The sequence below is a fragment of the Candidatus Ichthyocystis hellenicum genome (assembly GCF_001460935.1).
In the GTDB taxonomy this organism is placed as follows: Bacteria; Pseudomonadota; Gammaproteobacteria; order Burkholderiales; family 2013Ark19i; genus Ichthyocystis; species Ichthyocystis hellenicum.
Map to the genome: position 1 here is coordinate 1,045,986 of NZ_LN906597.1, position 24,224 is coordinate 1,070,209.

A 24,224-nucleotide genomic window follows, 5' to 3' on the forward strand; every position below is an offset into this window, starting at 1 on the left:
TGTTTTTAGTAAAATGACATACGATTTAGTACGTTTTGTGATTATATTATGAAAATTTGGATGGAAATAAGTGAATAATATGTAGACTATGTGGTGTTAATTGGTTGTGGTAATTTTTCATATCATTATGGAGCATATTATGTGTTTGTATTGGTATTTTTGTGTGGGTTATTTTCTACTATAATTGTGCTGTTGATTGGTTATTCCTAAACTTATTTGAGTATGTAAAATTTAGGTAAAAATTTGGTTAATATTATGGATGATTTATGGATGATGGAAAAATAGGTTGCCCCTCACATCAAGTTTATCAGAATAATAGTGGCAATTTGTGTGCGGAACAAAGTTTTGACTTACTAAATCAATGTTTAGATTATCCATTTTCTCATCCGGTTTTAAACCCAGAGGCTAATGAGATGTCGTTGCCATTACCTATGGAAAATTATGATTCACTAATGATTGTTAACAGTGATGTTCATACAAATCCTAGTGTTGGTTATAAAAATAACCCAATAACATTTGATTCTCATCAAACAATTTCTAGTATTTATTCATTCGATTTAGTTAAGGACTTGTGTTTTGGGTATGGATTTAACACTTGTTTTGATGGTTTTGATAAAATTTTTGAAGATAGTTTTTTTCAGATTCATGCGCATAAATACGGATATGAGTTGACCAGTGATTTTTTGTCTGACATGAATGTACACAAAGATGATTTTTCAATATTTATTGATAGTGTTTTATCATCTAGTAGTGCTTCTTTTGATGGTGGAGTAACTTTTTACAATTCGAGGTTATTTAAGGAAGAAATGGATTTTTTTGTAAAAAAAATATCTGAGGTCTCTGACGTATCTACTCCTGGTGTGATTGAATTGTTAGATAAAGCTTGTAGTTATTTTTCTAGATATGTGTATGATTTAAGATCTAAATGTGTATGTATTTTGAGAACGGATTTTATTCCAGCAATAGTGAAGACTATTTTAAATAATAATATTATGAATTATGGTTCTGAGCGTAAGATGACTTACCCAGAAATGGAGATGTTTTTCTTGCATTCAGTTACTTCACTGGAGCGTATGGTTATTTTAAAGGCAATGTATATTTGGAATGATTTTTTTAAAGGTAAGGAATTAATTTTTTCGTTGCCATTGCATATGGGATATAGTAACCCTTTCATTCATTCTAGCGTTTTTTGCGGATTGGAAATTCCTGTTGTTGATTATCCTGCTGCGTTTAGTTTTTTTGATAATACTGAGATATGTATTTCTCTTTTTTCTATAACTAGGATAAATGGGTTTATTAAAGAAATTTCCGATAAAATTTATGGTGTACTAGATGGTGTTATTAGTGACGAGATTGCCGTTACTTCTGATACCGGTTTTGACTATGTAACTGATTTTAATGTATTCCGTACTAAAACGTTACCGGCTTTGATTAAAGTAAAGTTTGATGAAATGTTGTTGAATGATCAGACTGAACTCAATAATATGATTTTTGAGTTAATGATGTGGAATTCACGAGAAGATAAGGAGGTTGATTTGTTGATGTTCCGTGATTTAATTGTAAAGTCTGCTTACAAATCATTGGAGCTAAGATTACACAGCCTTTCCGATAGTGTTATCGGATACTTTTCTCGAAAAATTGATAAATTTATATCAAAGAAAGAAGGTCGGTATTGTCGTTTAGCAAAAAACAAATGGAGAGTAAACATACATCCCAAGCTTGATTATAATGTTTTGTCAATAAAAAGCAGGTTTCTTATTAAATTGAAACCTATTTTTTGTAGTAAAATTTATAGTCTTATAGAGGATGGTTTTCCTAAATTATCATGGGATGATGTATCTGCTGTATTGTTTCAAATTCTTGAGAAAGAAGCTGAGGAAGTTATTTCAGATAGGTCTGATAAATTAGCTGATGTGGTGACTAGAGCACCCACTGTCGATAGTTATGATGTATTAGCTCTTACAAATTCTCAGGCCTCAAAACTTACGTCATTAATTATGACGCACTCTGACTCAAGTTTAAGAAGTTATGCCAAGTCTTTGTGGGATAAGGTGCGTGTCTCTGTGGGGAAAGCTTATTCATTTGCATCTGTAGACATGACTAGTGTAATTGTTGCTTCAGATCAGGAAAATACGAATGTGTCTTTGGACTCTGCGGTTACTATCGATCAATTTTCATCAGCTATAGATACATCTAGTACGGATCATGAAATTTTAAATAAAGGTGCAGTTGCAGCTGTTACTATGAATGAATCGTCCTTATGTCCGGAGGCTGAGGATATTATATGTTCTCGTGAATTGCAAAGTCTTTTTCAGTCATTTTTGGATCGAGTTGTTTGTGATGGCAATGATTTTGTGATGAGTGGTATTGAGGAGTTGATGTCTTCTTCTCAGTATGTGAAGGATGATAAATTTGATATACCAAAAGCTGATCATGTGGTTGCCAACGAACGTGATCTCAAAGTGTATGCCAGTAATTTGAATCCGATTGATTTCCATTCTACTGCCAGTGATACTAACAAAATTAAGAAGTGCTACTACAAAATTAAAGGGGATGTTTCTCCCGTATTTGTTGATTTTGGTGAATTGAGATTTGATGTAGATATTGATAGTAGTATTAGCGTTATGCTTGAGGAGCACCTTACGGGTATATATAATTTTATTAAGCATATTATGCTTGACTTGGAAAAAAATCATAATGTTGGTGTTGATAGTGCAATTTTAGATAGATTAAGGTCGTTTTGTGATGATGATTTATCTAAGTTTGTTCATAGAATGAATAGTTTTTTTATTGATGTTTTTGTATTGGACGTTGATTGTGGTAGGTTAATTAATGATGATGAGAGGCACTGCATAGTGAATTATTTTTACAATTATCTTCATAGTCAATATGAGCAGATTATGTCTTGTGAATTGCCAAATATAATATCAATGACAATAAAATAAATTTTCTTGGTCTTGATTACACGGCGATACTTATTTATTAGGTATATATTATTACATTATGTTTTGTATATTTAATGAATGAAAAAAGTTTGATGTGTATTTGTATGTGCATTATTAACTATTGGTTTATCATAGTTGTCATTGTATACTCTACACTTTGTTGCAGTCTTATTAAGAAGTGCTATTGATCTAAAAGTAATAATTTTCATTCCAATGGAGTAAGTTTTTGACTTGTGTTTATGTTATTTAAGGAATTTTTTCTTTGATATTTAATGGATTGTTCATTTATGGTATGTCTTTAGATGTAATTTTTTGTATTGAATGTTGAGGTTGTCATGCTAATAAAGATGCATAATGTTGTGATTGTTTTTAGTGAGGGGTATTTATTTTAGAGATGGGGGTGATTGTTACTGAGGTTGTTTGTTTCCTTGATTATTACTGCAGATGGTATTGTCTTTTTCCGAGCTATCTATCTATTTATGATGAAGTTGTTGGTTTTTCTATGTATAGATTTGGTGACTTTGTTTTTTAGTTATCGAGTCAGTGTGTATCTTATTTGTGCGTTTAGTGTTTTGCGTATGAAAATTAAAAGAGTAAGGTGTTAACATGAATATTAAAAGATCGAGGGATGGTTTTCCTTTTCCTTTTTATCCTTCGGACCAAGATTCAGAATCAGACCGGAGTGATATTGATCTGGATGGTGATGATGGTCCGTATTTGAAAAGCATTTTGGTGCGTGTTGGTAATTACAATGTTGGTGGATCTGAATCTGTTGCTCAGGATTATAGTTCTAGGAGTATGTTGGTATTAAGCAATGATAGTTCATCACATTATGTACAAGAAAGAGTTTCTTTTTCGGAGCAGCATTTGCACTTGTGTAGCAATTATGGATTCAGTACATGTACTGAAGGTATGCTTGGTTGTTTTGATGTTGATTTTTTTCAGAGATGTGCTTCCAATATAGGGTTTACTCTTACTCCTGGTTTTTTATTACAGCTCAATAATTTAAGGAATGCATTTTCGGATCGTATTGTTATTGTCTTTAGTGATAATGGTTTTGATGTTCTCTTGTGTAAATTGGATGTATGTGATTCGGTGGATCCGTTGTTGGCACTAGACGCTCATTGTCATAATTTTGCTAGTGCTGTGTACACTGCTAGAGATACATTGATAAATTTTCTAATCTCTGAAATTATTCCTTTGCTTATTGGAATTATTAATAAATTTGAGGTTGTTGGTAAGAGTGGAAATCATGTAATGGGCTATAATGATAGGAATAAGCTTTTTTTGCATGTTGTTACTGTATTTGAAAGATTAATTATGCTTAGGGTTATGGATTATTGGGGTAGTTTTTGTGATCTTAACCGAGATCTTATATCATCATTTCCCAATAATGATTATAGTAATCCTTTGCTTTGTGCTAGAGATTCTGAAAGGATTTCTGGGATTGATATTCCAGTTGTTTGTCATCCAGCTGCGTTTTCTTTTTTGCACGGTGCTTGTGTTTCTTTTATGAGCATTGACTATTTTAATAGAGTAGTTGTTGATGTTTGCGCTGCGAGCTGTGTTTCCAGATTAGATCCTGTAATTAAAAAAGAGATTGATAAAATTTGCAATAGTTCTAATTGCCTTGGAACTTTGTTAAAATTTAAGAGCGAAAAGATGTCCAGCATAATCAGGAGAGAATTTTTGAAAATTGTTTCTGGTTGTTGTAAGGGTGCATTTGATGACTTTTTAGATAGTATGTTTACATGGCCATATGTTGAAAGTAATTTATCTAATCTTATTAAGGAGGGTGTTAGGTCTATTTTCAGTTTGGTGAAATCAAATATTATTGCTGGTAGCGATGTTATTATTTCCGAGCATAAGAATCGGATTAAGGAGGGCAAGGCAGGGCGTATTAATTCTGATAAAGAAGAAAAAAGAATGTTTTTAGGAACCAGACGCGGAGGTAATAAATCTTCATTACCTAAGGTTCGTTTTGAGGGAAAGTATTCTATGTCTGGTAAATGTGGCTTCAGGCTTGATAAACAATTCAATTTGAAGTTTACGAGTGTTAAGACAGATAATTTAGTACTGTTTAGGGCTCTTGTACGTAGGAAGTTTGAGGGGATTATTGCTTCAGGTATCATAGGTAGCCTTAATTGGTATGATGTTTCCGAAAGGTTATTATCTGTTGCTATGGAAGAGGCTAGAGAAATAGTTGATAATACATATAGATTGCTTAGGAGTATTGTTTCGGAGGCGCGTATAGTTTGTGATGACGGAAGGGAGAGGGATCTTGTAGGTGTGGAGAAGGTTATTCTTAACAAGAATGTTATGGCATCTGCGAATAAAAAATTTAAGGACACCACTAGGTCATTATGGAGGGATGTTTCTAAGTCTACCAAGTCTCGTGATTTATCTTCTGATGTTGTGTTAGAAGTTTTGTTGCCTGATCTTAGTGAAGCTGATAGGTCAGGATTGAGTGTTATTGAGGATGAGTTTACTAGGAATTTTGAGCCGGTTGTTTGCGAAACGATATCAACTATGTTGTCTGGCGTTGATGTGACTTCTTCCGGATTGGAATGTCTTCTAAATGAGATAACTCCAATTCTCTCTGAAAGAAGGATATCCTTTTTGATTGAAAATGGATTTTTGTCCAGCGCTGTGTCTTTGTTGTCTAGGGCAATGGTAGTTAAATCATGTTCTAGTAGAGTTATTACTGATAATGAAAAGTATAAAATATTGGTGGTGTATGTTAGAAATATTACCAAGAGAGTGGATGTTTTCATTTCTAGCTATCTTAGCTCTTTGATTGGTTCTGGTGTTACTACTAGCTCAGGTGGTGTACCTAGTAGAGTATCTGAAACAGTGAATTATGATGGGAGTGCTGCAAGTTATTCTTCTAATATAATTTCTAACAGAGCTTTGGGCAGAACTTCTGTAAGAAAGAGAAATTATTATATACATAATCTAGATTATGATGTTGTTCCTTCTAGGTTTGGTTCTGTTCGTGTTTGTAGCGAATTTAATGACGATATTAATAGTATGATATCGGAACATCTTTCTTTTTTATCTGTTATTGTTAGATTTGTTAGGACGAATACTAGCTCTGAGCTATCACATCTTTCGCCTGGTTATATGCGTGATTTCATAAATAAAAATTTAGGTACAATCAGTAGTAATGCCTTATCTGAGTTTATAGATAAGGTTGCTGAATTTGTTGTTAATGTATCTGTATATGATATTGATGTGGGTGTCAGGGAAATCAATAGCTCAGAAACTGTGTCTTTTCTTGCTGAGTTACGTGATTATATTTCATTGAGGCATAGTGAAATTTTATTTACGGAACAATAAAAAGATGTTTGCATGGAAATTAGCTTTAGTGTTTATCCGTGTTACATTGATTTATTATTAGAGTCGTATATGAATAGATGTAACTAATAATTATTATAAGTTTTTGCCTAAATAATAATTGATTGAGGTTTTATTGTTTTTATAATTTGTTATGAGATATTGTATTAATTATATTGGTTTTATCCCTCATGTTAGTTATTGTGGTGATAATAGGTGTGTGCTTGCTGTAGGTTCTCCGGATACACTTATTTTAATCACGTGCTTTCCTATAATGTTTCGCCTCAATAACTGAATTGTAATGATATTTTAACTTTATTATCAAAACTACATTTCACTATTGAATCCTATCATACGTAGTAAAGTTATAGATGTTTTATAGTTATAGAGTTATGACTTTTACATTAATTACTTTAGAAGAGTTTGTCTGTTCGTAATTGTTGGGATAGGGTTTGATAAAATGATAAATGGTTAGTATTCGATGTTTTGAGTAAATCATTACTGTGCTGTATTGAGACGAGAGGGGGTATGATATTATTGATGACGTTCTAAGTAATGCTTTTATGTATTTTACAAAAGGGGCATATGATTCTTGTTGTGGTTGCATATAAATTATATTATATTTTTATATAACGATACTGTAGATATGCATTCATGAAAGGTATGGGGGGCTGATTTTATACTGAGTTATATTGCAATCTTTTATTAATCGGATTGATATGGTGATTATGGTGCTGAGATGATTGTGGGATAATTATATCCTAGGTTTTTACGTATTTTGGTGGTTTTCTAGGAGTGGCACTATTTTATGTTATTGGTGATGTGCTTGGGTCCAGATAGCTGGATGACCAAATTTAAGGGAAGACAATTGAAAATATCCGTGATTATTATGGGTTTTATTAATGGGAGCATGGATTGTTTTGTTAGTTATTATATTTAATATGACAATAAGGTAAAAACTTTTACTTAATGATGGATAATGCTAAATATATAAAATAAACTAGTTAGATGTAAATGCTTTAATGCCTATTTGTTCTTGTGATGTGTTTCAAATATTTAGTAGAGTTTTTTATGACTTGTAGGTATTTTTAAACAGGCTATATTAATAAAAATTAAGTTCTGCTCATTTTAGTTGGGTAATTGTATGCTACCATGTTATCGATTTGTTGTTGCCATATTACCTTGTGTATATTAATTTTAATTTAGTTACTTAATAGATACAAAAATAAAAAAACGTGGTGATTGTATGAGTGATAAAAGATTGACGATTGGTTTTCCGTTCTCTATTAATTATTCTGATTCTGATTCTGATTCCGATTTGGTGTGTGGTAATGAAGAAAGTGGCTTGGGACAGTTGAATGATATTGTAAATATTACTTCAACTGTCCCAGTTGAATATGTTGCTGAAGTTAATCCTAATTCATCTCTAGATATTATTTCAAAGCTGTTGGAAGATTATTCTTTATGCGCATCAAAATTCTCACAACCTAATATTGTCTCAGCAGCTTATGAGATATGTAGTAATTATGGATATAGTATTTATGATGATGATATGTATGATTTTTACAGTGAATGTTTCTTTAAGAATTACGCAAATAGATGCGGTTATGACGTCTCTGATAATTTTTTATCAGAGATTAATAGGCTAAAATATATGTTTGTAAATTATGTTAATACGACTCTGTGTGAAGATGATTTTAGCAGATTTTTATTTAAAATAAATGAAAATAATTATGACAAATTGTTGTTGCTGTTAGATAGTAATTGTCGTTTCTTTTATGTTTCTGTACATAGTATTAGATTTAAATTTGTTGATTTTTTGCGGAATGAGATAGTTCCATTGATTTTAGATGCTTTTGATAAACTTCTTGATGTGGATTCCAGTAATAGCCGTAATTTAGGTTACCTTGATAAGGAGAAATTATTTTTATATGTTGTTACTACATTCGAAAGAGTAATTATTTTAAGGGCTATGAGTTATTGGAATAGTTTTTGTGATCTAAATAAAGATCTTCTATTATCACTTCAGTATACTGATTATAAGAATCCGTTTATTCGTATTTCTACTGGTGTGTTTTGTGCTGCTGATGTACCTATGGTTTCCCATCCTGTTGCATTTACTTATAGGTATGGAGTATATGTTTCCTTTTTTGGTGTTAGAAATGTTGACCAAATGATTGATAATTGTGCATCAGATTGTATTTCAAAACTGAAAGTTATTATTAGTGATAGAGTTATGGGTATTTGTATGCTTTATCGTGGCATGGATTGCGTAGAAGCTTTGTTAGTGCGTGTTAATGAAGAACTATTTGATATTATTCTAGAGGAATTTCGTAACGTAATTCTTGATCATTGTATGAATAGAATTGTTGTTTTTTTCAATGAATTGATTATATGGCCAGAATCAAAAAATGATTTACTAGCTCTTGTTAGAGGAACCATTCGTAATATTTTTACTTTGGTTAAGGCAGAAATTAATGTTGATAGTTCAATTGTTCGTAGTACCGTTAGCAACTATTTTAAAATTTTGAGACGTGATAAACGTGATTTATCTTCTAACAAGTCCTCGGATTATAAGGGAAGATTGTATGTTTTTGGAAATTGTAAATTTAGGCTTAATGAAGATTTTTTTGTGAAAATAAAGAAACTTAGGGCGAAAAAGTTAGCTCTTTTTAAGCCTATTGTGATTATAGAATTTGCAAAAATTATGAAGAAAGAAAACTTATGTAATTGCAAATGGTCCTCTATTTCGTCAAGGCTATTCTCTGTTGCTGTAGAAGCAACTAAGGGAATCATTGATAGTCAATATAAGGAATTGAAGAAGATTATATCAGAAGCGCGTATGATACGTGACGATGGATCAGAGAGAAAAATTAATCGGGAAGAAAAGGTTTATATTACTAAGGGTGTTATGCAGTCTTCAAACAAAAGACTAAAGGATGCGGCTAGGATATTATGGCGAGATCTTATTAAACTCTATGGAAATTTTATTTTGGCCGATATTAGTGAATCTTGCGTTGATTACAGTTCAGGGATGGTTTCTGATGTATGTGATTTCCGTGGATTTTATACTAGAGATAGTTCTAGTGTAACCTCTACTGTTGGCAATTCTGTTATAAAATTTTCTTTATTGGATTTAAGAGAAGAGGATAGGTTAGAATTTCATTTTATTGTTGGAGAATTTATCAGGTGTTTTAAGCCGGTTCTTTGTGAAATGATTGATTGTCTGTTATCTGGCATGGATATAAATTCGTCTAGCTTGGAGTATATTTTAATCAGGATAAGGCCGGATATATATGAAAAAAAGGTTAGTTATTTCATTGAAAATGGCTTCTCCTCCAAGCTGGAATCGCTATTATCAAGAGCATTGATAATGATTCCTTCTGGTAGTAGAGTCATGACTTATAATGAAAAAGGTGAATTTTTAATGTCATCCTTCGACTCCGTCAATGAAAGTATAGATATTTTTGTTTCTAAATACGTTAGTTCTTTGGTTAATTCTTCTATGTTAGTGTCAAAGAGTGAATCTTCTAAAGATGATTTGGTTATTCCTATGGTAGAAGGAAAATGTAAAAGCAAGGGCAAGAGTAAAAAAAGAAGGGTAGTAGAGGATTATTATAATGTTGAAAACGAATATAACGACAATCATGATCGAGACAATGATGTTGTTCCGTCTATGTTTGGTACTATTAGAGTTATGAGAAAATTTAATAATGAAATTAATCGTATGATTTTATACCAGATTGATAACTTAAGTAACTATATTGGATCCATAAAAGGGGATCCATCCGCATTTTCTGATCTTACATCCGAAGACAGGGTTGTTGCTATGGAAAAAAGGATAAGATCTATTATTGACTATAGTCAATCTGAATTTATGGATAGAGTGGGAGAGTTTATTACAGGTGTAATTGTATATGCAGATGGTGATAATATTGCAAGATTAATTAATATTGATGAAATTCATGATTTTCTTAGAGGTTTACACGCTGAAATGGTTGTTAGACATGGTGACATTTTTGTTAGATGGAGTCAATAAGTGACGGTAATTTTTGCATTAAACGGGAACCATTGTGGCATATCCAGTTATTGATGTGAGGGCTAATAATAAAGTTATTGTCACGGTAAATTATAAATATGTCTTCCATTGTGATATTTAGCTGAACGAGTTTCTACTCTTTATAAAACATATATAGTTTTAACGTATTTCTCTTGTAAAATAAATTGTCTTAATAATTTACTATAGCTTGGATTTATTTTTGAATTAGTAACTAAATACAAATAATGATTTAAAAAATAGTAAATTATTAGTAAAGCATATGTCTAAATATATGAGGTTATATACATAAAAATCATCTATATTACCAATATATTACGTTGGTAGGTAGAATAACTTAACTGCCATGGAGATTTTGTTCTCACCGTATAAAAAGAAGTAAATAATTTTTTCCTCTAGTTTTTGATGTTATAAACTTCCTTCGTTAAATACTATAATTTACACGCTACTGTACATTGTAAATTAACGCACAATATATCTGATTGCTTCATATTTTTCAATGTATTATTGTTAGTATGTTGATGGCCTAATTCATCAATAATATTTATTTTAGTGAAACAGTAAAAAAATTACAGACCGAGACCACAATGCTTATTAATTAATAATGATATCTAAGCCCATTATATACATTATAAAGATAAATATAGGGAAAGTATTGCTATGGATATACAAGTGTAATTGTCATAGTAGAAACTTATTATTGTATCAATTCGTGTGTATTTGCATATTTCATGAGTTTATAAAAAATTCAGCTACGGGTTATACTAGAAATGAGCTAATAGTAGATGTTAATTTTGTAAAGAATAGTAGTTTTCTAGAATGCATGCATGTGTCTTAATCTTAATTGCTATATTAGGTAGATTGTAGTCTAGCTTTGCATTATCTACTGATGTAATTAGGTCTCTATTTGGTCTTATATGCATTATAATGTACACTGTTGTCGTTTATGAATTTTAGTTGTTTGGATTTTTTTGTTTCTACACTTAGTTTACAATTATGTCAGTGATATTTTTATTTTAATCAACAACTGGGCTATATTGTTATTACAATAATAGTAATATAGATGTAGTTTAGTTAATTTTGTAGCAGATATATGGCATTTGGAAATGATAGGCAAATAAGTGATTATCAGTATTGTGTCTCTGATTATGAATTTAAGTTGAATGATGAAATAAGTTGTTCTGTGTCAGGTAGTGGCACATCTACTTTTAATTCTGATTTGGTACAAAATTCATCTCCTGGAACGGGTACCGATGCGGCTTCAAATGGTACCGATGCGGCTTCAAATGGTACTATTAGTAGTGTGACTGTTGGCGCTGTGGCCTCTAGTTCATGTTCTGCTGATCTGTCGCGAGTTACTGCCAGTTCATATCTATTATATTTAGCTAAAATTTTGTGTTATGGGTATGGATTTAATATTTGTACTAAGGATATGGATGGCGTTTTAGGGGACGATTTTTTCAAGAGTTATGCTACTGTAAGCGGGTATCAATTTAGTGATGATTTTTTGTGCGTTATTAACGAATATAAGATTAAATTTGTGTCTGCTATTAATAAAATTTTACATGATGGAGGCATTAAATTTTTTGAGGGTCAATATAATGGAGATATGCCTATGGCTTGTTATAATTTTTCTAAGGCCGTATATCGTATTAGACCAGAATGTATTAGTGTTTTGCAGTCTAAATTTATTCCAGAAATAATAGATGCTATCATTAAAGGTACTATTATTGATAGCAATGGTGAACGCGCAATGGTTAGTGCCGAAATGGAGCAGTTTTTTTTATATTTTGTTACTACTTTAGAGCGCTTAATTATGTTAGAAATTATGGGACATTGGAACAAATTTTATAATACTCATCAACATATTCTCTCATTACCAGATGATTTTAAAGATCCATTTATTTATTCTAGTTTTTATGGGAATCTAAGTGTTCCTGTTGTTTCTCATCCGGCTGCATTTACTCATACTATGATGGAGTGCGTTTCTTTTTTTGCTTCTTTCAGAATTAAAGAAATAATAAATGATTTCTCAAGTAGATATTCTGATGACCTAAAAATTATTGTTTATGATAAGGTTTTGAGAATTCCTCGTGGTGGTTCTAGTTCTCAGGCTAGCTTTAAAAAATTTACTGAACTGGAATTGCCAGCTGTTATAAAAACTAAATTTGATGAGATGATGTCTGTAGATATGAATTCTATTATTAATTATTTGAAAGAGTTTATGATGTGGCCTAAACTAGGAACTGGTGATTGTGTTTTGGAAGTAGATCTGTCTATACTTCTCAAAAAAATTATGGACTCTATTTTTTATTTGTTGAGCGAGTATGTAAGCTGTTTTTGTAGGAGGCTTAGCAAAAATTATGTTACTAGGGGAAGATCATCTTGTTTAAAGAGTACTGTAATTGCTTATCATATTAAAGAGAAGTTGAAATTGAATATTCACCCTGTTTTTTATTACAATGTTATTTCTGTGAGAAATCAATTTTCTTGTAAAATTAGATCTATTGTTTATCGTAAGTTTTGTCAAATGATAGAGGGTGGTTTTACTGGATTTTATTGGTTTAGCATATCTAGTTTTTTATTACAAGTTGCTAAAGATGAAACTAAAGAAACTATGGAAGAAGAGTACGTGGAGTTGCTGCGCATTGTATCAGAATCGTTTGTGTTGGCTCCTGGTGGTGGTATGGTAAAGCTTACGAGTGATGAAAGACGTGATGTTATGAGGATTATTGTTTCTGATTGCAATGAAAAATTTATAAGTCTTACTAAATCATTGTGGGTGAAAGCTACTAAATCATTGCGGGTGAAATCTGTTTCTTCATTTGGTAATTGTGAGGGTACGGAAGGATGTAATGTTAATGATGTGGTTAATTATGAATTTGAAAAAAATCTAGGATTTAATCTTGCCCCCATTTTTGATTATAACATTTATCTTATAAAGAAGAGATTTTTTGCTAAAATCAAGTCTATTATTTATGCTAAAATTTCTGATATGATAAAGAGTGGTTTTTCTAGACATCATTGGGTTAATGTGTCAGATATTTTATTGAGTGTTGCTAGAGAAGAAGTTAGAGAAATTATTGAAGAACAACGTAGGGAGTTGGAACAATTAATATCAGAAGCTGTTGCAATGACCCGTGAGGGTACTGCAGTAAGACTTACCAGAGATGAATGTGATAATGTCATGAGAATTGTTATGAGTGATGTTGATGAAAAATTTGTGATCCTTATTAAATCATTGTGGAAGAGGGTTGTCTCCTCATTTGGTGGGTATGTTAGTGCAAGAAGTAATGTTAATATAGATGGTAATCACTAGAAAAAAGTTATTTTTGTTTACGTTTCCTACCTAGTTAAATTACGTAGTTATGAGTTTTGGGTAAAGGTTTTCAGGTGTGTGGATGTATAAATGTCTTTTCATATTTTATTATATCAAATCTATTATTAATGTATTTTTGGTTGCTGGTGTTTGTTACTACTTCTCAATTGCTTCTGATGTTGTTTTCTAATTGGTGGTTGTTTTTCATCTATGGGGGTGTTGCATGGTATGATTATTTTACATTAAACGTGTTTTTTGGATAGAGTTTTATCATTTCATATGAATATGAGTACTAGTAAAATAGGTTTGTCCTTTTCTGATTCTGATGATCTAGATAGAGAAGTTAATGATACATCTTATATCGGAGATGTTTCTAGTGACCAATCTTGTTTGATGGGAGTATCTTTTGGTGATTACTTAGGTTCATCATTGCCTGTTGCTGGTGGTGTTGGTTTTTGCGCCACTGACTCTTCTACCGTTGAGTCTATTGTTAATTCTTCTCAAATGTTATCGACTTCAGATTCATCGTTATCAAAGTTGGCTTATAGTATGTGTTCTGGTTATGGCTTTGATGCGTATTTTTGTCAAACCTATGTTTCAGATTATTCTTTTTTCCATGAGCATGCTGTTGAGTGTGGATATGAGCTTAGTAAAGATTTTTCATTAAAAATTAATGATCACAAAATTGGATTTTCAGATGCAGTTAGTTCATTTTTAGAGGATGATAAATTTTTTTCCCGCACTGGTAGATCACTTTTCAGCTATGATAAAAATCATAATAAAAGTATCACTATATATGTTTGTTGTTTTGATTTAGATTGTTCTTATTTTTATGAATCCGTGCGTCGTTATAGACCAAAGGTTATCAAAATTTTAGTCAGGGATTTCATTCCTAGAATAATAAAAACTATTTCGCGAGGTATGGTTATTGATTCCTCTGGAAGTCGTAGTATGACATATCATGAAATGGAGATGCTTTTTTTGAATTTTGTTACTAAGTTGGAGATGTTAATCGTTAAAATTATGATGAGTTATTGGCACTCCCATTTGGATGATATTGAGTCTGTTCTATCATTGCTTTCATCATCAGATTGTGGATTTGCTGCTGATCACACTAATCCATTCTGTCGTCTCAGAAACTGTAATAAAATTAGAGAAGAAACTATTAACGATGTTGCTCATCCAGTTGCTTTTGTTGATGTTTATGGTGTTACTATTTCTTTAATTGCTAAACATAAAATTGATGTTTTCAGTGAAGGTTTTATACATGATTTTTGTAATTCATTAAAAGTTATCTTGCATGATAAAATCATGAAAATTTCTAACCATTCTTCTTATGATTATGATAACGATTTTAAGGTTTTTTCTGATGTAGAATTGCCTCTTTTAATTGAAGAGAGCTTTAATAAAGCTATAGTTAGCTTGCAGTGTGATCTTAGTAATTTTTTACGTCAGTTAGCAGTATGGGCACCACCAGGAGTTGATGGTAGTTTCAGAGAGGTGGATTTTTCTAAATTTATTGAAAATATCAAGTCTGCTATATATTCCCTATTGAAGGTTAAGGTTTGTAGTATTAGTGACTCTTTTATTAACATTTATACTAACAAAATAAATAATTTTTTATCAAGAATGAAGAGTAAAGTTTCCACTTACATGATAGATAGGTGGGGCGTTAATCTTCATCATAAATTTGACTATAATTATTCATCCATCAGAAAAAAATTTTCTCCAATGTGTAAGTCCATTGTTAATAAAAAGTTTAGAGAAATGATATTAGGTGGATTTAGTGCTAGTGAATGGAAATATGTGTCATCAAAATTGTTGCCAATAGCAATGAAATTAGTTAGCGGTATTTATAAGAATGAGTATGATGAGCTTAAGGAACTTGTCTCGAATACTCATGTAGTGAAGAGAGATGGTACTTTTGTAAAACTTGATGAAACTTATAAAACTGTGCTTTGTGTAAAAATTATGTCTCGTATAAATAAGGAGTTTAGAGATTTTGTTAGGCTATGTTGGATAGATGTGGTTAATTCTACTAATATTCCTACTCCTCTACCTGATTCTGCTGGTAGTAGTTCTTGTCCTGAGTCTGCTAAGGGCGACCATTGTTATTCTAGTGAGGGTGTTGGTTCCCAGGTAGTTAATGTAGAGTCTCATCCTGTTTGTGAAGGTGGTGATGTTCAACTCAATGAGTTAGGTAATCTTTTTGAGTCGTTTATGGATCGTCTTGTTAGTGATGGAAATTATTCTGTTATGAGAAGTATTGAGGAGTTGATGGGTTCATCTTCATGTTCTTCACTAGAAATTTTACCAGATCAATCTGTTTCTGGTCGTGTATTTAGCAGTGACAAAAGGTCTTTCAGTGGTCCATGTTTGGATGAATATAGTACTGATTCATACAAGAAGAAGAAAAAATGATGGGGCTATGTATTAAGTTTAAAAATGTTGTTTATGGAAAGTAGCTTGTTGATTATTATTCTGTTCTTGATTTTTCTAAAATAGTTAATTTATTACCACCAATGATAGATATTTATGATATCTAAGAATAAATAAAATTGATATTTTTTGTTGTTAACTTCAAAAAATATTGCAACAAATGCATTTCTCCAGTTCCAATTTTATCAAAAAAATCATGTAATTTAATTATTTATGGGGTTGTATTGTAATTTTATGGATAATTTATAAGTTTACGATGGTAAAATTTTTATGGGGTATATTATTTATGTTTATATTTTATATCACTAATATTAAAAACTTTATTTACAGACTTGTTATGTTATTAGTGTATTTTTGTGTAGCTTATAATCAAATTATTTTTATTAAATAAAATTACTTAATAACTATGGTGGTTTTTTATTTTGCGGTAATGATTATTTATATCATGGTATTTGCGTAAGTTATTATTTGACTTATTTAATTAATGCTGTTTTTGTTTGTAATTATTGCCTTATAAATTTCTTTACAAAAAAATCACAATAATAATAAGCATGATGTATTAGTAAATAATAATTCAATAAACTATATTATTTCAAATGTTATATTCGCATTATTTATTTCAGTTAGATGTCAAACTTTAAATAGGTGAAAAAAGTGATTAATATTGGTAATAAACATTTGGGTCAAGATGATGATGATGAAGCTGTAGAATTTGCTGAGTGTTATACAGTTGTTTATGAAAAGGAAAATGGTAGTCGTGTTTCTCATAATGGCATAAGTTTATTATCAAAATTATCTGTTCTTAGAAGTGCTATAACTAAATTAGCTGTTCTTAGCATGGCAGATGGAGTGGGTGGGATTTTTTTCGGAAATTCAGCAGATGATAAGTCATCAGAAGAGGATTCAGATGAGTATTATGATGAAGGTTCTGATGCCCATTTAATAGCTCAATCTTGGTGCGATCTTAAAGCAAGTATTTGTTCTGTTATTTATCTTGAATCAAGTTCTGGTTGTGCCCATAAAAAAAATGAATCTTCAGATCTGATGGGTATTAAAGAATCTTTTCGTTACTGTCTGAGTGTTGGTCATTCTACTAACGATTTTGGTAATCCTATATTGAAAGTTATTTATTGTATTAATAAAAGGGTGGCCAAGGCATATAACGCTTTTTTTGATAGTGTTGGCGAATTAGGTAAATCAAATGATTGTGCTAACAGTAGGATCGAAGGTGATCTTTCTAAAATTATTAAGTCATGTGATGATTATGGCAGTATCCATAAGGATATAACCAGTAAATACTGTCCGAGTATTTATGAGTATATGGAAGATAAGGATTCTTCTGTTGATGAAACTACTGTTGGTTCAATAACTCTGAGACCAACTACTCCAGGACTAACAACTCGAGAAGCGACAACTTTTGGATCAACTACTCTAGGGTTAACAACTCCAGAAGCAACAACTTTTGGATCAACAACTCTGGGATTAACAACTTCAGAAGCAACAACTTTTGCATCAACAACTCTAGGGCTAACAACTCCAGAAGTAACAACTTTTGCATCAACGACTCTAGGGATAACAACTTCAGAAGCAACAACTTTTGCATCAACGACTCTAGGGATAACAACTTCAGAAGCAACAACTTTTGCATCAACAACTCTAGGGCTAACAACTTCAGAAGCAACAACTTTTGGATCAACAACTCTAGGGTTAACAACTCCAGAAGCAACAACTTTTGCATCAACGACTCTAGGGATAACAACTTCAGAAGCAACAACTTTTGGATCAACAACTCTAGGGCTAACAACTCCAGAAGCAACAACTTTTGGATCAACGACTCTGGGGTTAACAACTTCAGAAGCAACAACTTTTGGATCAACGACTCTAGGGCTAACAACTCCAGAAGCAACAACTTTTGGATCAACGACTACGGTGTTAGCCTCAGAATTAACAACTCTAGAACTAATAACTACAGATTTAGCAGTTATTGAATCTGTAACTTTAGATCCTGTTATTGATGAATCTATAGCAACCAATTATTTTATGATTGGTATGTGTATGGTTTTTTTATTTTTAGCTGTTACTGCTTTGATATTTTTACTTGTGAGATATAGGGTTCGTAATAACAGAAGAAGGTACACCCCTGGAAGAGTGGTGGACATAGAGAACAGAAGAGATATCTGTCCTGAGACTTATGAATTACAACAAAAAGAAGAAGAAGAAATTATAGATGTGATGGAAGTGTAGTAATATTTTTACTAAGTTCTACTTATTGTTGATTTTTAATGGCTTGTTGCTGGGGGAAGGTAAAATGTAAAATTTAGTCATTTTTTATCAGAAAATATGACTATTAGTCATCCTATTGGATTAGGTGTTAGGTGTAACTTTTAAGAATTTAATTTTTGTTCGTTCAATGAATAGACAATATGATATGTTAGAGTTGTGATTTTATTTTTAATCGATGTTTTTATCTTAATCGCGATTTGATTAACCATAAATATGATATGAAATACATTTTATGGTGTTTGTTTTATCATACAACATTGCTGTAGTAATTGATGGCAATTTTTTAATAATCGCTTTTGTAATTCATTTATTGTATTAATAAAGTTGTGAAGTATATTGCTTGAGATTAATGTTTATAAAGTAGTTATGGCATGAGATGATTGTAGCAGCATTGATAAGTGTTATATATGTTGGTTACTATCCTGGGGTTTGTAAATAAATGTAGCTTGGATGGCGTAGTGGTTTTTTCTTACATATCCTATATGTAAATATTAGTTATTAACAAATCATTTTATTATAAAACATATTCTTGATAACTCCATAAGCAAATACTATTTTGCATAGACCTCTGTGGGCAGAAAATATAGATCAAATAATTATTTTATCTATAACGATTGTTATCTATGACGGTTGATTATATAATCGCCGGAATGAAATATAGGTATCTTATAGTTTTATTGATGATTAATATAAAATAGAAACGTAATGCCGGAATATACTTTATTGTTATATTTATATTATTACCGAAAAGGAGTAATATCCTTGCCCAGTATGATTCATTGTTACTTTTTTAGTTTATGTAACTTGTTTTATTCCATAGCGTTTCTATGGCAGATATTATCTATGGATATGGGGGGATGTAAATTTTAGTTATTTTTGTAGTGCTTGTAGTGTTTTTGACCAAATCCGGAAATTTTTTAGTTTAAATAGTAGACGTAGGTTTTAAATCATTTAATTCTTAGATGCTAGAATATACTGGTGCTGTAGTTTGGTTTTTAATTATTGTCTTTTGAGGTAACATATTTTATTCATATAGCAATTTTTAATTTAAATAACGAAATACATTTTATTGCGCTTCCTTTGAGCATAAAAATACGGTAGTTAATGTACTAGCTCTTCATAATTTTATTTTAAGTTACTTTGACAACCAATAACTTTGAGATGAGTAACTTGCTATGCATGATGATAAATGGATAATAATTCATTAAATAATGTTATTCACAATGCTAGTATCAGTTGATATCATCTGCTGAATATAATCCTGCCATGGGTGAAGATGTTTATTGACAGAAGGAGGTGTCTTAACGATTAGTATTTGTAAACTTGTTACTGCATGATCTTTGCGGTGTGAGTTATATTGCAATTTTATCTGTTTGGTTATAGTAATTAATATGATTTGTTATTATCGTAATGTAATTGTTTTGTAGTGAAGTAATTGATTTTTATATTCTTAAGTCTTGGGCATTTTTCTTGCATGCTGTGTGACAACAATTGTGGTTGTGCAGAAAATTATAGGTAATTATATATGTGTAGCCGACTAGTTGATTATGGTTTTACTTCTATATCTCATGATGTTGATGTTGAAGGCAATGTTGATGTTGAAGGCAATGTTGATGTTGAAGGTGAAGGTGAAGGTGAAGGTGATGTTGAAGGTAATGTTACGAGTGTAACTATGAGTTCTGATTTTGTATTATCACCCAATAGCACCATGGCATCGTGTTCTTCCGAAAGTGTATCTCATCCGTATTCCATGTTGCCTTCTACAAATCTTTTTTTATCTTATGGCTCTAATATCATTCCTGTTAGACACAATAGATATGCCATCAGTGATTCTAAAGTATTGAGAACTAGGGCCCTTTTTGCCGTGGATTTTTATTATCCTTCTGCTGTTGTTTATGGGTTAACTATTGATAAAGAAAGTTCATTTCGCCTAAATAACATTATTAGAAGTTTTTACGATTTTGTTGACAGTAGTTCCAGTTTTATTTTTTCTATTAATTCATATAGTAATAACTGGAGACTTATTTGTAATGCTATGTGTTCTTCAGGTTCTTCCTATGTAATTATGAACCGACTATTTAATGATTTTTGTATTAGTTTTGTTAACGATTTTATTGTTGCCATAGTTAAAGTTACTAAAGCTGTTAATGATATTTTTGTTCCTCAATTACGAGAAGTTATTAATGCAGCGCAAGTTGTTACTGATGGTTGTTCGGTAAGCATAGATGATGATAATAAATCACGTTTTATTGATGAAATTTCTGAAAATTTAAATCAATCCTCATTGCCAATGTTTATGGATGCTTGGTTTTCGTTTATTAGGAAGTGGGGATGTGAGTTTTCTTCATTTGGGGTAGATATTTTACAAAGTCCATTTGACAATGAATTTACTCTTTCTAATTTGCTATTTGATTCGCTTGATTCAAATTGTAGGCACTCTATTTGTAGGATTGTATATGATGTTCGTAGGAGATGGGAGCGTTCTCTGCCTTCTATAATTTTAATGGCATTGAGGGATAAGGATCTAAGCACTCTAACTACAGATTCTGCCTTGGTTTCAGTTGCTAGTGTGGTTTTTGAGAATTTCAATTCAGTTATTGATGAAATGAATGTTGTTACAAGTGTTATTGAAATACTATCCTCATCTTATTATATTTTTGCTTCCACGGATGATGTTGGTTCCTTTTCTGAATCTAATATTTCTGATTGTCATTTCTCTATGATTGTGAGGTTGGTTGTTAGATGCATTAGTTTCAATATGGATAGTGTGGTTAGAAAGTGTGTTGAAAATATTATACATAATTCAGTTACAGGTGGTGCTGATAGTATTATTGATGAAGAAGAAATGCTTGGTAGATCAGATTGTCCTCCTGGGATGATTGATATTTCTGAGGAGGGGGTACCATCGGATTGTTATGATGCTGATATTGGTAGTGATAGTACAGCAAGCGGTGTTTTTGATCTAGACGTAGTTTCCAATAATGAAGAAGCTTCTGGTTCGAATGTAGTAGCTCGTCCAATTCGAGATGAAGATGCTGATGCTATTGATTCAATTTTGTCAATCTTCGTCAATCGTATAACGCCTTTGTTAAAAGATAGGATATCAGTTCTTCTGCGTGGTTTGGATTTACGCAACGAGGATAAATTTTCAGCTTTGGCCATAATTAAGCCTACCTTGAATTATGAGATCCTTGATGTATTTGAAAGTTTAGGTTTTCATAGTGAGATCAAAAAAGTAGTGGAGGGAGCTTGTCTAGTTGATACGGACGGGGCTGTTATGAAACTTAACTATAAGGAGAAGAGTTACCTTATTTCCAGTATTTTTTCAAAAATTGATGATTATAAGGATAGAGTAATAGATGATACTTTATCTGACTTATTTCCAAAATTATTACTTAAGTCACAGAGAATTGTTGAATCTGAGTCACAACAAATTGTTGAAGCTAAGCCGCAGAAAATTATTGAAGCTGAGTCGCAGAAAATTGTTGAATCTGAGTCACAACAAATTGTTGAAGCTGGGTTACAGAAAATTGTTGAATCTGAGTCACAGAAAGTTATTGATTTAAATCATCCTGCACCTAGTTCTGATATGGTATTTGGTGATAATAGTAGTGTAAAAATAAATCCTGATCTTACTGGAGGAGAAGGTTCAACTAGTAAGGGTAAAGGTAAAGGTAAAGGTGGCAATAAAGGTAAAGGTAAGGCCACTAAACTTGTACGTGTTGGTGATGTTTTAGGCAAAGATAGCATGGTAGGTAGTCGTGATACGAGACTGAGACGTAGTAGAAAGATTGATATTGGTGAAACACGGCCTGTATTTTCCAATTATATATTTGATTTATATAGTATATATCCTTATAAAAATTTGATTTTCAAAGGTAATTTTGTTGATAATTTTTCTTCGATTTTGAAAGATTTTTATGAAAGCTTCTCATCGTCTATTGCAGAAATGTTAAGTGAGGTGTCTTATGATGCTATGAAATCTGATTCTGTATCAAATTATTATCGCAGTTTTGCTAAAAGTAATTTGAGTGGAGAGTGCTCCAGTGTATTTTTAACTAGTTTTATTTCATCTATTACTGATTCTGTTTGTGGGTTAAGGGTATTGGATGGTGGTGATGAACGGCCTATTAATAAGGATGAGTCAGCTGAACTATTAAGAAGGTTAAAGTTAACTATTTCTCATAAATTACGACTAATTTTGTCAGATTCGGTTGAGATAATTATTTATAAATTGAAAGGAATAGCGGAGGGATATTCCTCTACAGATGATTTTAGTTCATCACATGATGGAAATTCATCTCCTTTGATAATATCTGAAAGGGATAGGAGTGGTCGTGTTTCGGTTCCTAATAAGTCTAATAATGATATTCCTGGTGGGTTTGTTAAAATCGGGAGAATAGTGATAGCTAGTGGGGCTTATGATGAGATATTGGAACGATCCGAAGAAGCTTTAGGTAGATTCAGTGCTACTTTGAAGGATAGGTTTGTAAATATTGAGAAATCAATTATGGCTGATCTAGATGGAGCTCAACCTAAGCTTGTTACTGCTAATAGTGTTTTGGAATACGACGTTAATTTGTTTTTGTCTAATTTTGTCGAAGAGATTAAAGCGATATTGTCTCGATGTAACATATTTGAGTTTGGTAGCTGGTGTAGAGTTGTTAATTCTTCGGAACTGGCTTCACTCGTGTCTCATTTTGAAGAGTCGTTCTCTCTGCGATTAGACGAGCGTTGTAAGACTTCTATTTCTGCTTTATCCAAAAAGGTAGATGAATTGACTAAAAGGCGCTCTGATGTGATTTTACGGTTACGCGAACATAGATTGAGTGGTACTTCTGTTGCGTCTAAATCTGTTGCTGTAGCTAGAGTTTCTGTTGTTCCTGTGGTCCCTAAATCTTCTACTGCGGATACGGTTCTTGATGCTGCACCCCAGATTTCTGTTCCCCCACCCAGAATTTCTACTGCTTTACCACAAGTTTCTACTGCTTCACCACAAGTTTCTACTGCTTCACCACAAGTTTCTACTGCTTCACCACAAGTTTCTACTGCTTCACCACAAGTTTCTACTGCTTTACCACAAGTTTCTACTGCTTCACCAAGGGGGTCCAAGTCCTTATCCAAAATTTCCGCTGACTCGTATAAAGTTTATGCCGCTTCACCCAAAGTTTACGCTTCCTCTAAAACTTCTCCCGCACCTAAAGTTTCTTCTACTGATCATATGGATGTTTCGTCTAAATCTTCTTCTACTGAAGTTTTTATTGCTCCTAAGGTTCTTGTTTCAACCAAGAAAAATTCTACTTCTGGGGTTAATAAGGCTGCTGCTACTGTGCCGAGAGTTTCTGTTGCAGCCAAGAGGAAAGTTACTGCTGTAAAAGAAGTTGCTGATGTTTCGGAAGCTAAATCTGTTTATGGAGGAAAATTTTCTGCGTTTTGGGGGGTTTTAATTGATAGTGCCGTTTCTTCTAACATTAGTTCTGTATTTAGAAGATTGTTGGCAGAGGCAGATGTAAATATTGAAGAAGCTGTTAGGGAATCTACTAATCTTGATGATGCTACATTTCGTACCGATTCTGTTTCTAGATCCTTGTTGGATGGGTTTTCTTCCAACATAGATTCAATACTTAGAGGTGGTGGTGTTAAGGTAATTTCATCTTGCGGTGTTTCTCCTAATTTGGCTCCATGTCCAGGTGCTGTTCCCAGGGATATCAATGATGATGAGCTATCTAGGCTTGCTACATCATTAAAGGATGCTTTTTCTGTACAGCTTGAGATTTCTTCTTTTAGGAAATCTACAACTCGTTTTACCGCTCCTGACTGGACGAAGTTGGTTTAAGTGGTAGCT

The 24,224-nt window shown here is 32.0% G+C and carries 8 protein-coding genes; all 8 read left to right on the plus strand.

Annotated elements, in window-relative coordinates; translation table 11 throughout:
* The first annotated feature begins 266 nt into the window (after window positions 1-266).
* The 8 genes from Arg41_RS04280 (at window position 267) to Arg41_RS04310 (ending at window position 24,215) form a co-directional block, all read left to right on the plus strand.
* Window positions 267-2,945, plus strand: coding sequence for a hypothetical protein (locus Arg41_RS04280; protein WP_092490505.1), 2,679 nt, complete (start codon window positions 267-269; stop codon window positions 2,943-2,945).
* 394 nt (window positions 2,946-3,339) lie between these two features.
* Window positions 3,340-3,477 (plus strand): hypothetical protein, encoded by a 138-nt coding sequence (locus Arg41_RS07910; RefSeq protein WP_157722268.1) that lies wholly within the window; start codon window positions 3,340-3,342, stop codon window positions 3,475-3,477.
* 74 nt (window positions 3,478-3,551) lie between these two features.
* Window positions 3,552-6,284, plus strand: coding sequence for a hypothetical protein (locus Arg41_RS04285; protein WP_092343718.1), 2,733 nt, complete (start codon window positions 3,552-3,554; stop codon window positions 6,282-6,284).
* Between the two features lie 1,243 nt (window positions 6,285-7,527).
* Window positions 7,528-10,320: a hypothetical protein gene (locus Arg41_RS04290; RefSeq protein WP_092343719.1), complete on the plus strand. Its 2,793-nt coding sequence runs from the start codon at window positions 7,528-7,530 to the stop codon at window positions 10,318-10,320.
* Between the two features lie 1,111 nt (window positions 10,321-11,431).
* Window positions 11,432-13,657: a hypothetical protein gene (locus Arg41_RS08175; protein ID WP_092490506.1), complete on the plus strand. Its 2,226-nt coding sequence runs from the start codon at window positions 11,432-11,434 to the stop codon at window positions 13,655-13,657.
* A gap of 285 nt (window positions 13,658-13,942) precedes the next feature.
* Complete coding sequence (locus Arg41_RS04300) at window positions 13,943-16,078, plus strand: hypothetical protein (RefSeq protein WP_092343721.1); 2,136 nt, start codon at window positions 13,943-13,945, stop codon at window positions 16,076-16,078.
* Window positions 16,079-16,750: 672 nt separating this feature from the next.
* On the plus strand, window positions 16,751-18,340 hold the full coding sequence (locus Arg41_RS04305; RefSeq protein ID WP_092490507.1) for a hypothetical protein: 1,590 nt from the start codon (window positions 16,751-16,753) through the stop codon (window positions 18,338-18,340).
* 1,564 nt (window positions 18,341-19,904) lie between these two features.
* Window positions 19,905-24,215 (plus strand): hypothetical protein, encoded by a 4,311-nt coding sequence (locus Arg41_RS04310; RefSeq protein ID WP_092490508.1) that lies wholly within the window; start codon window positions 19,905-19,907, stop codon window positions 24,213-24,215.
* The last annotated feature ends 9 nt before the right edge of the window (window positions 24,216-24,224 follow it).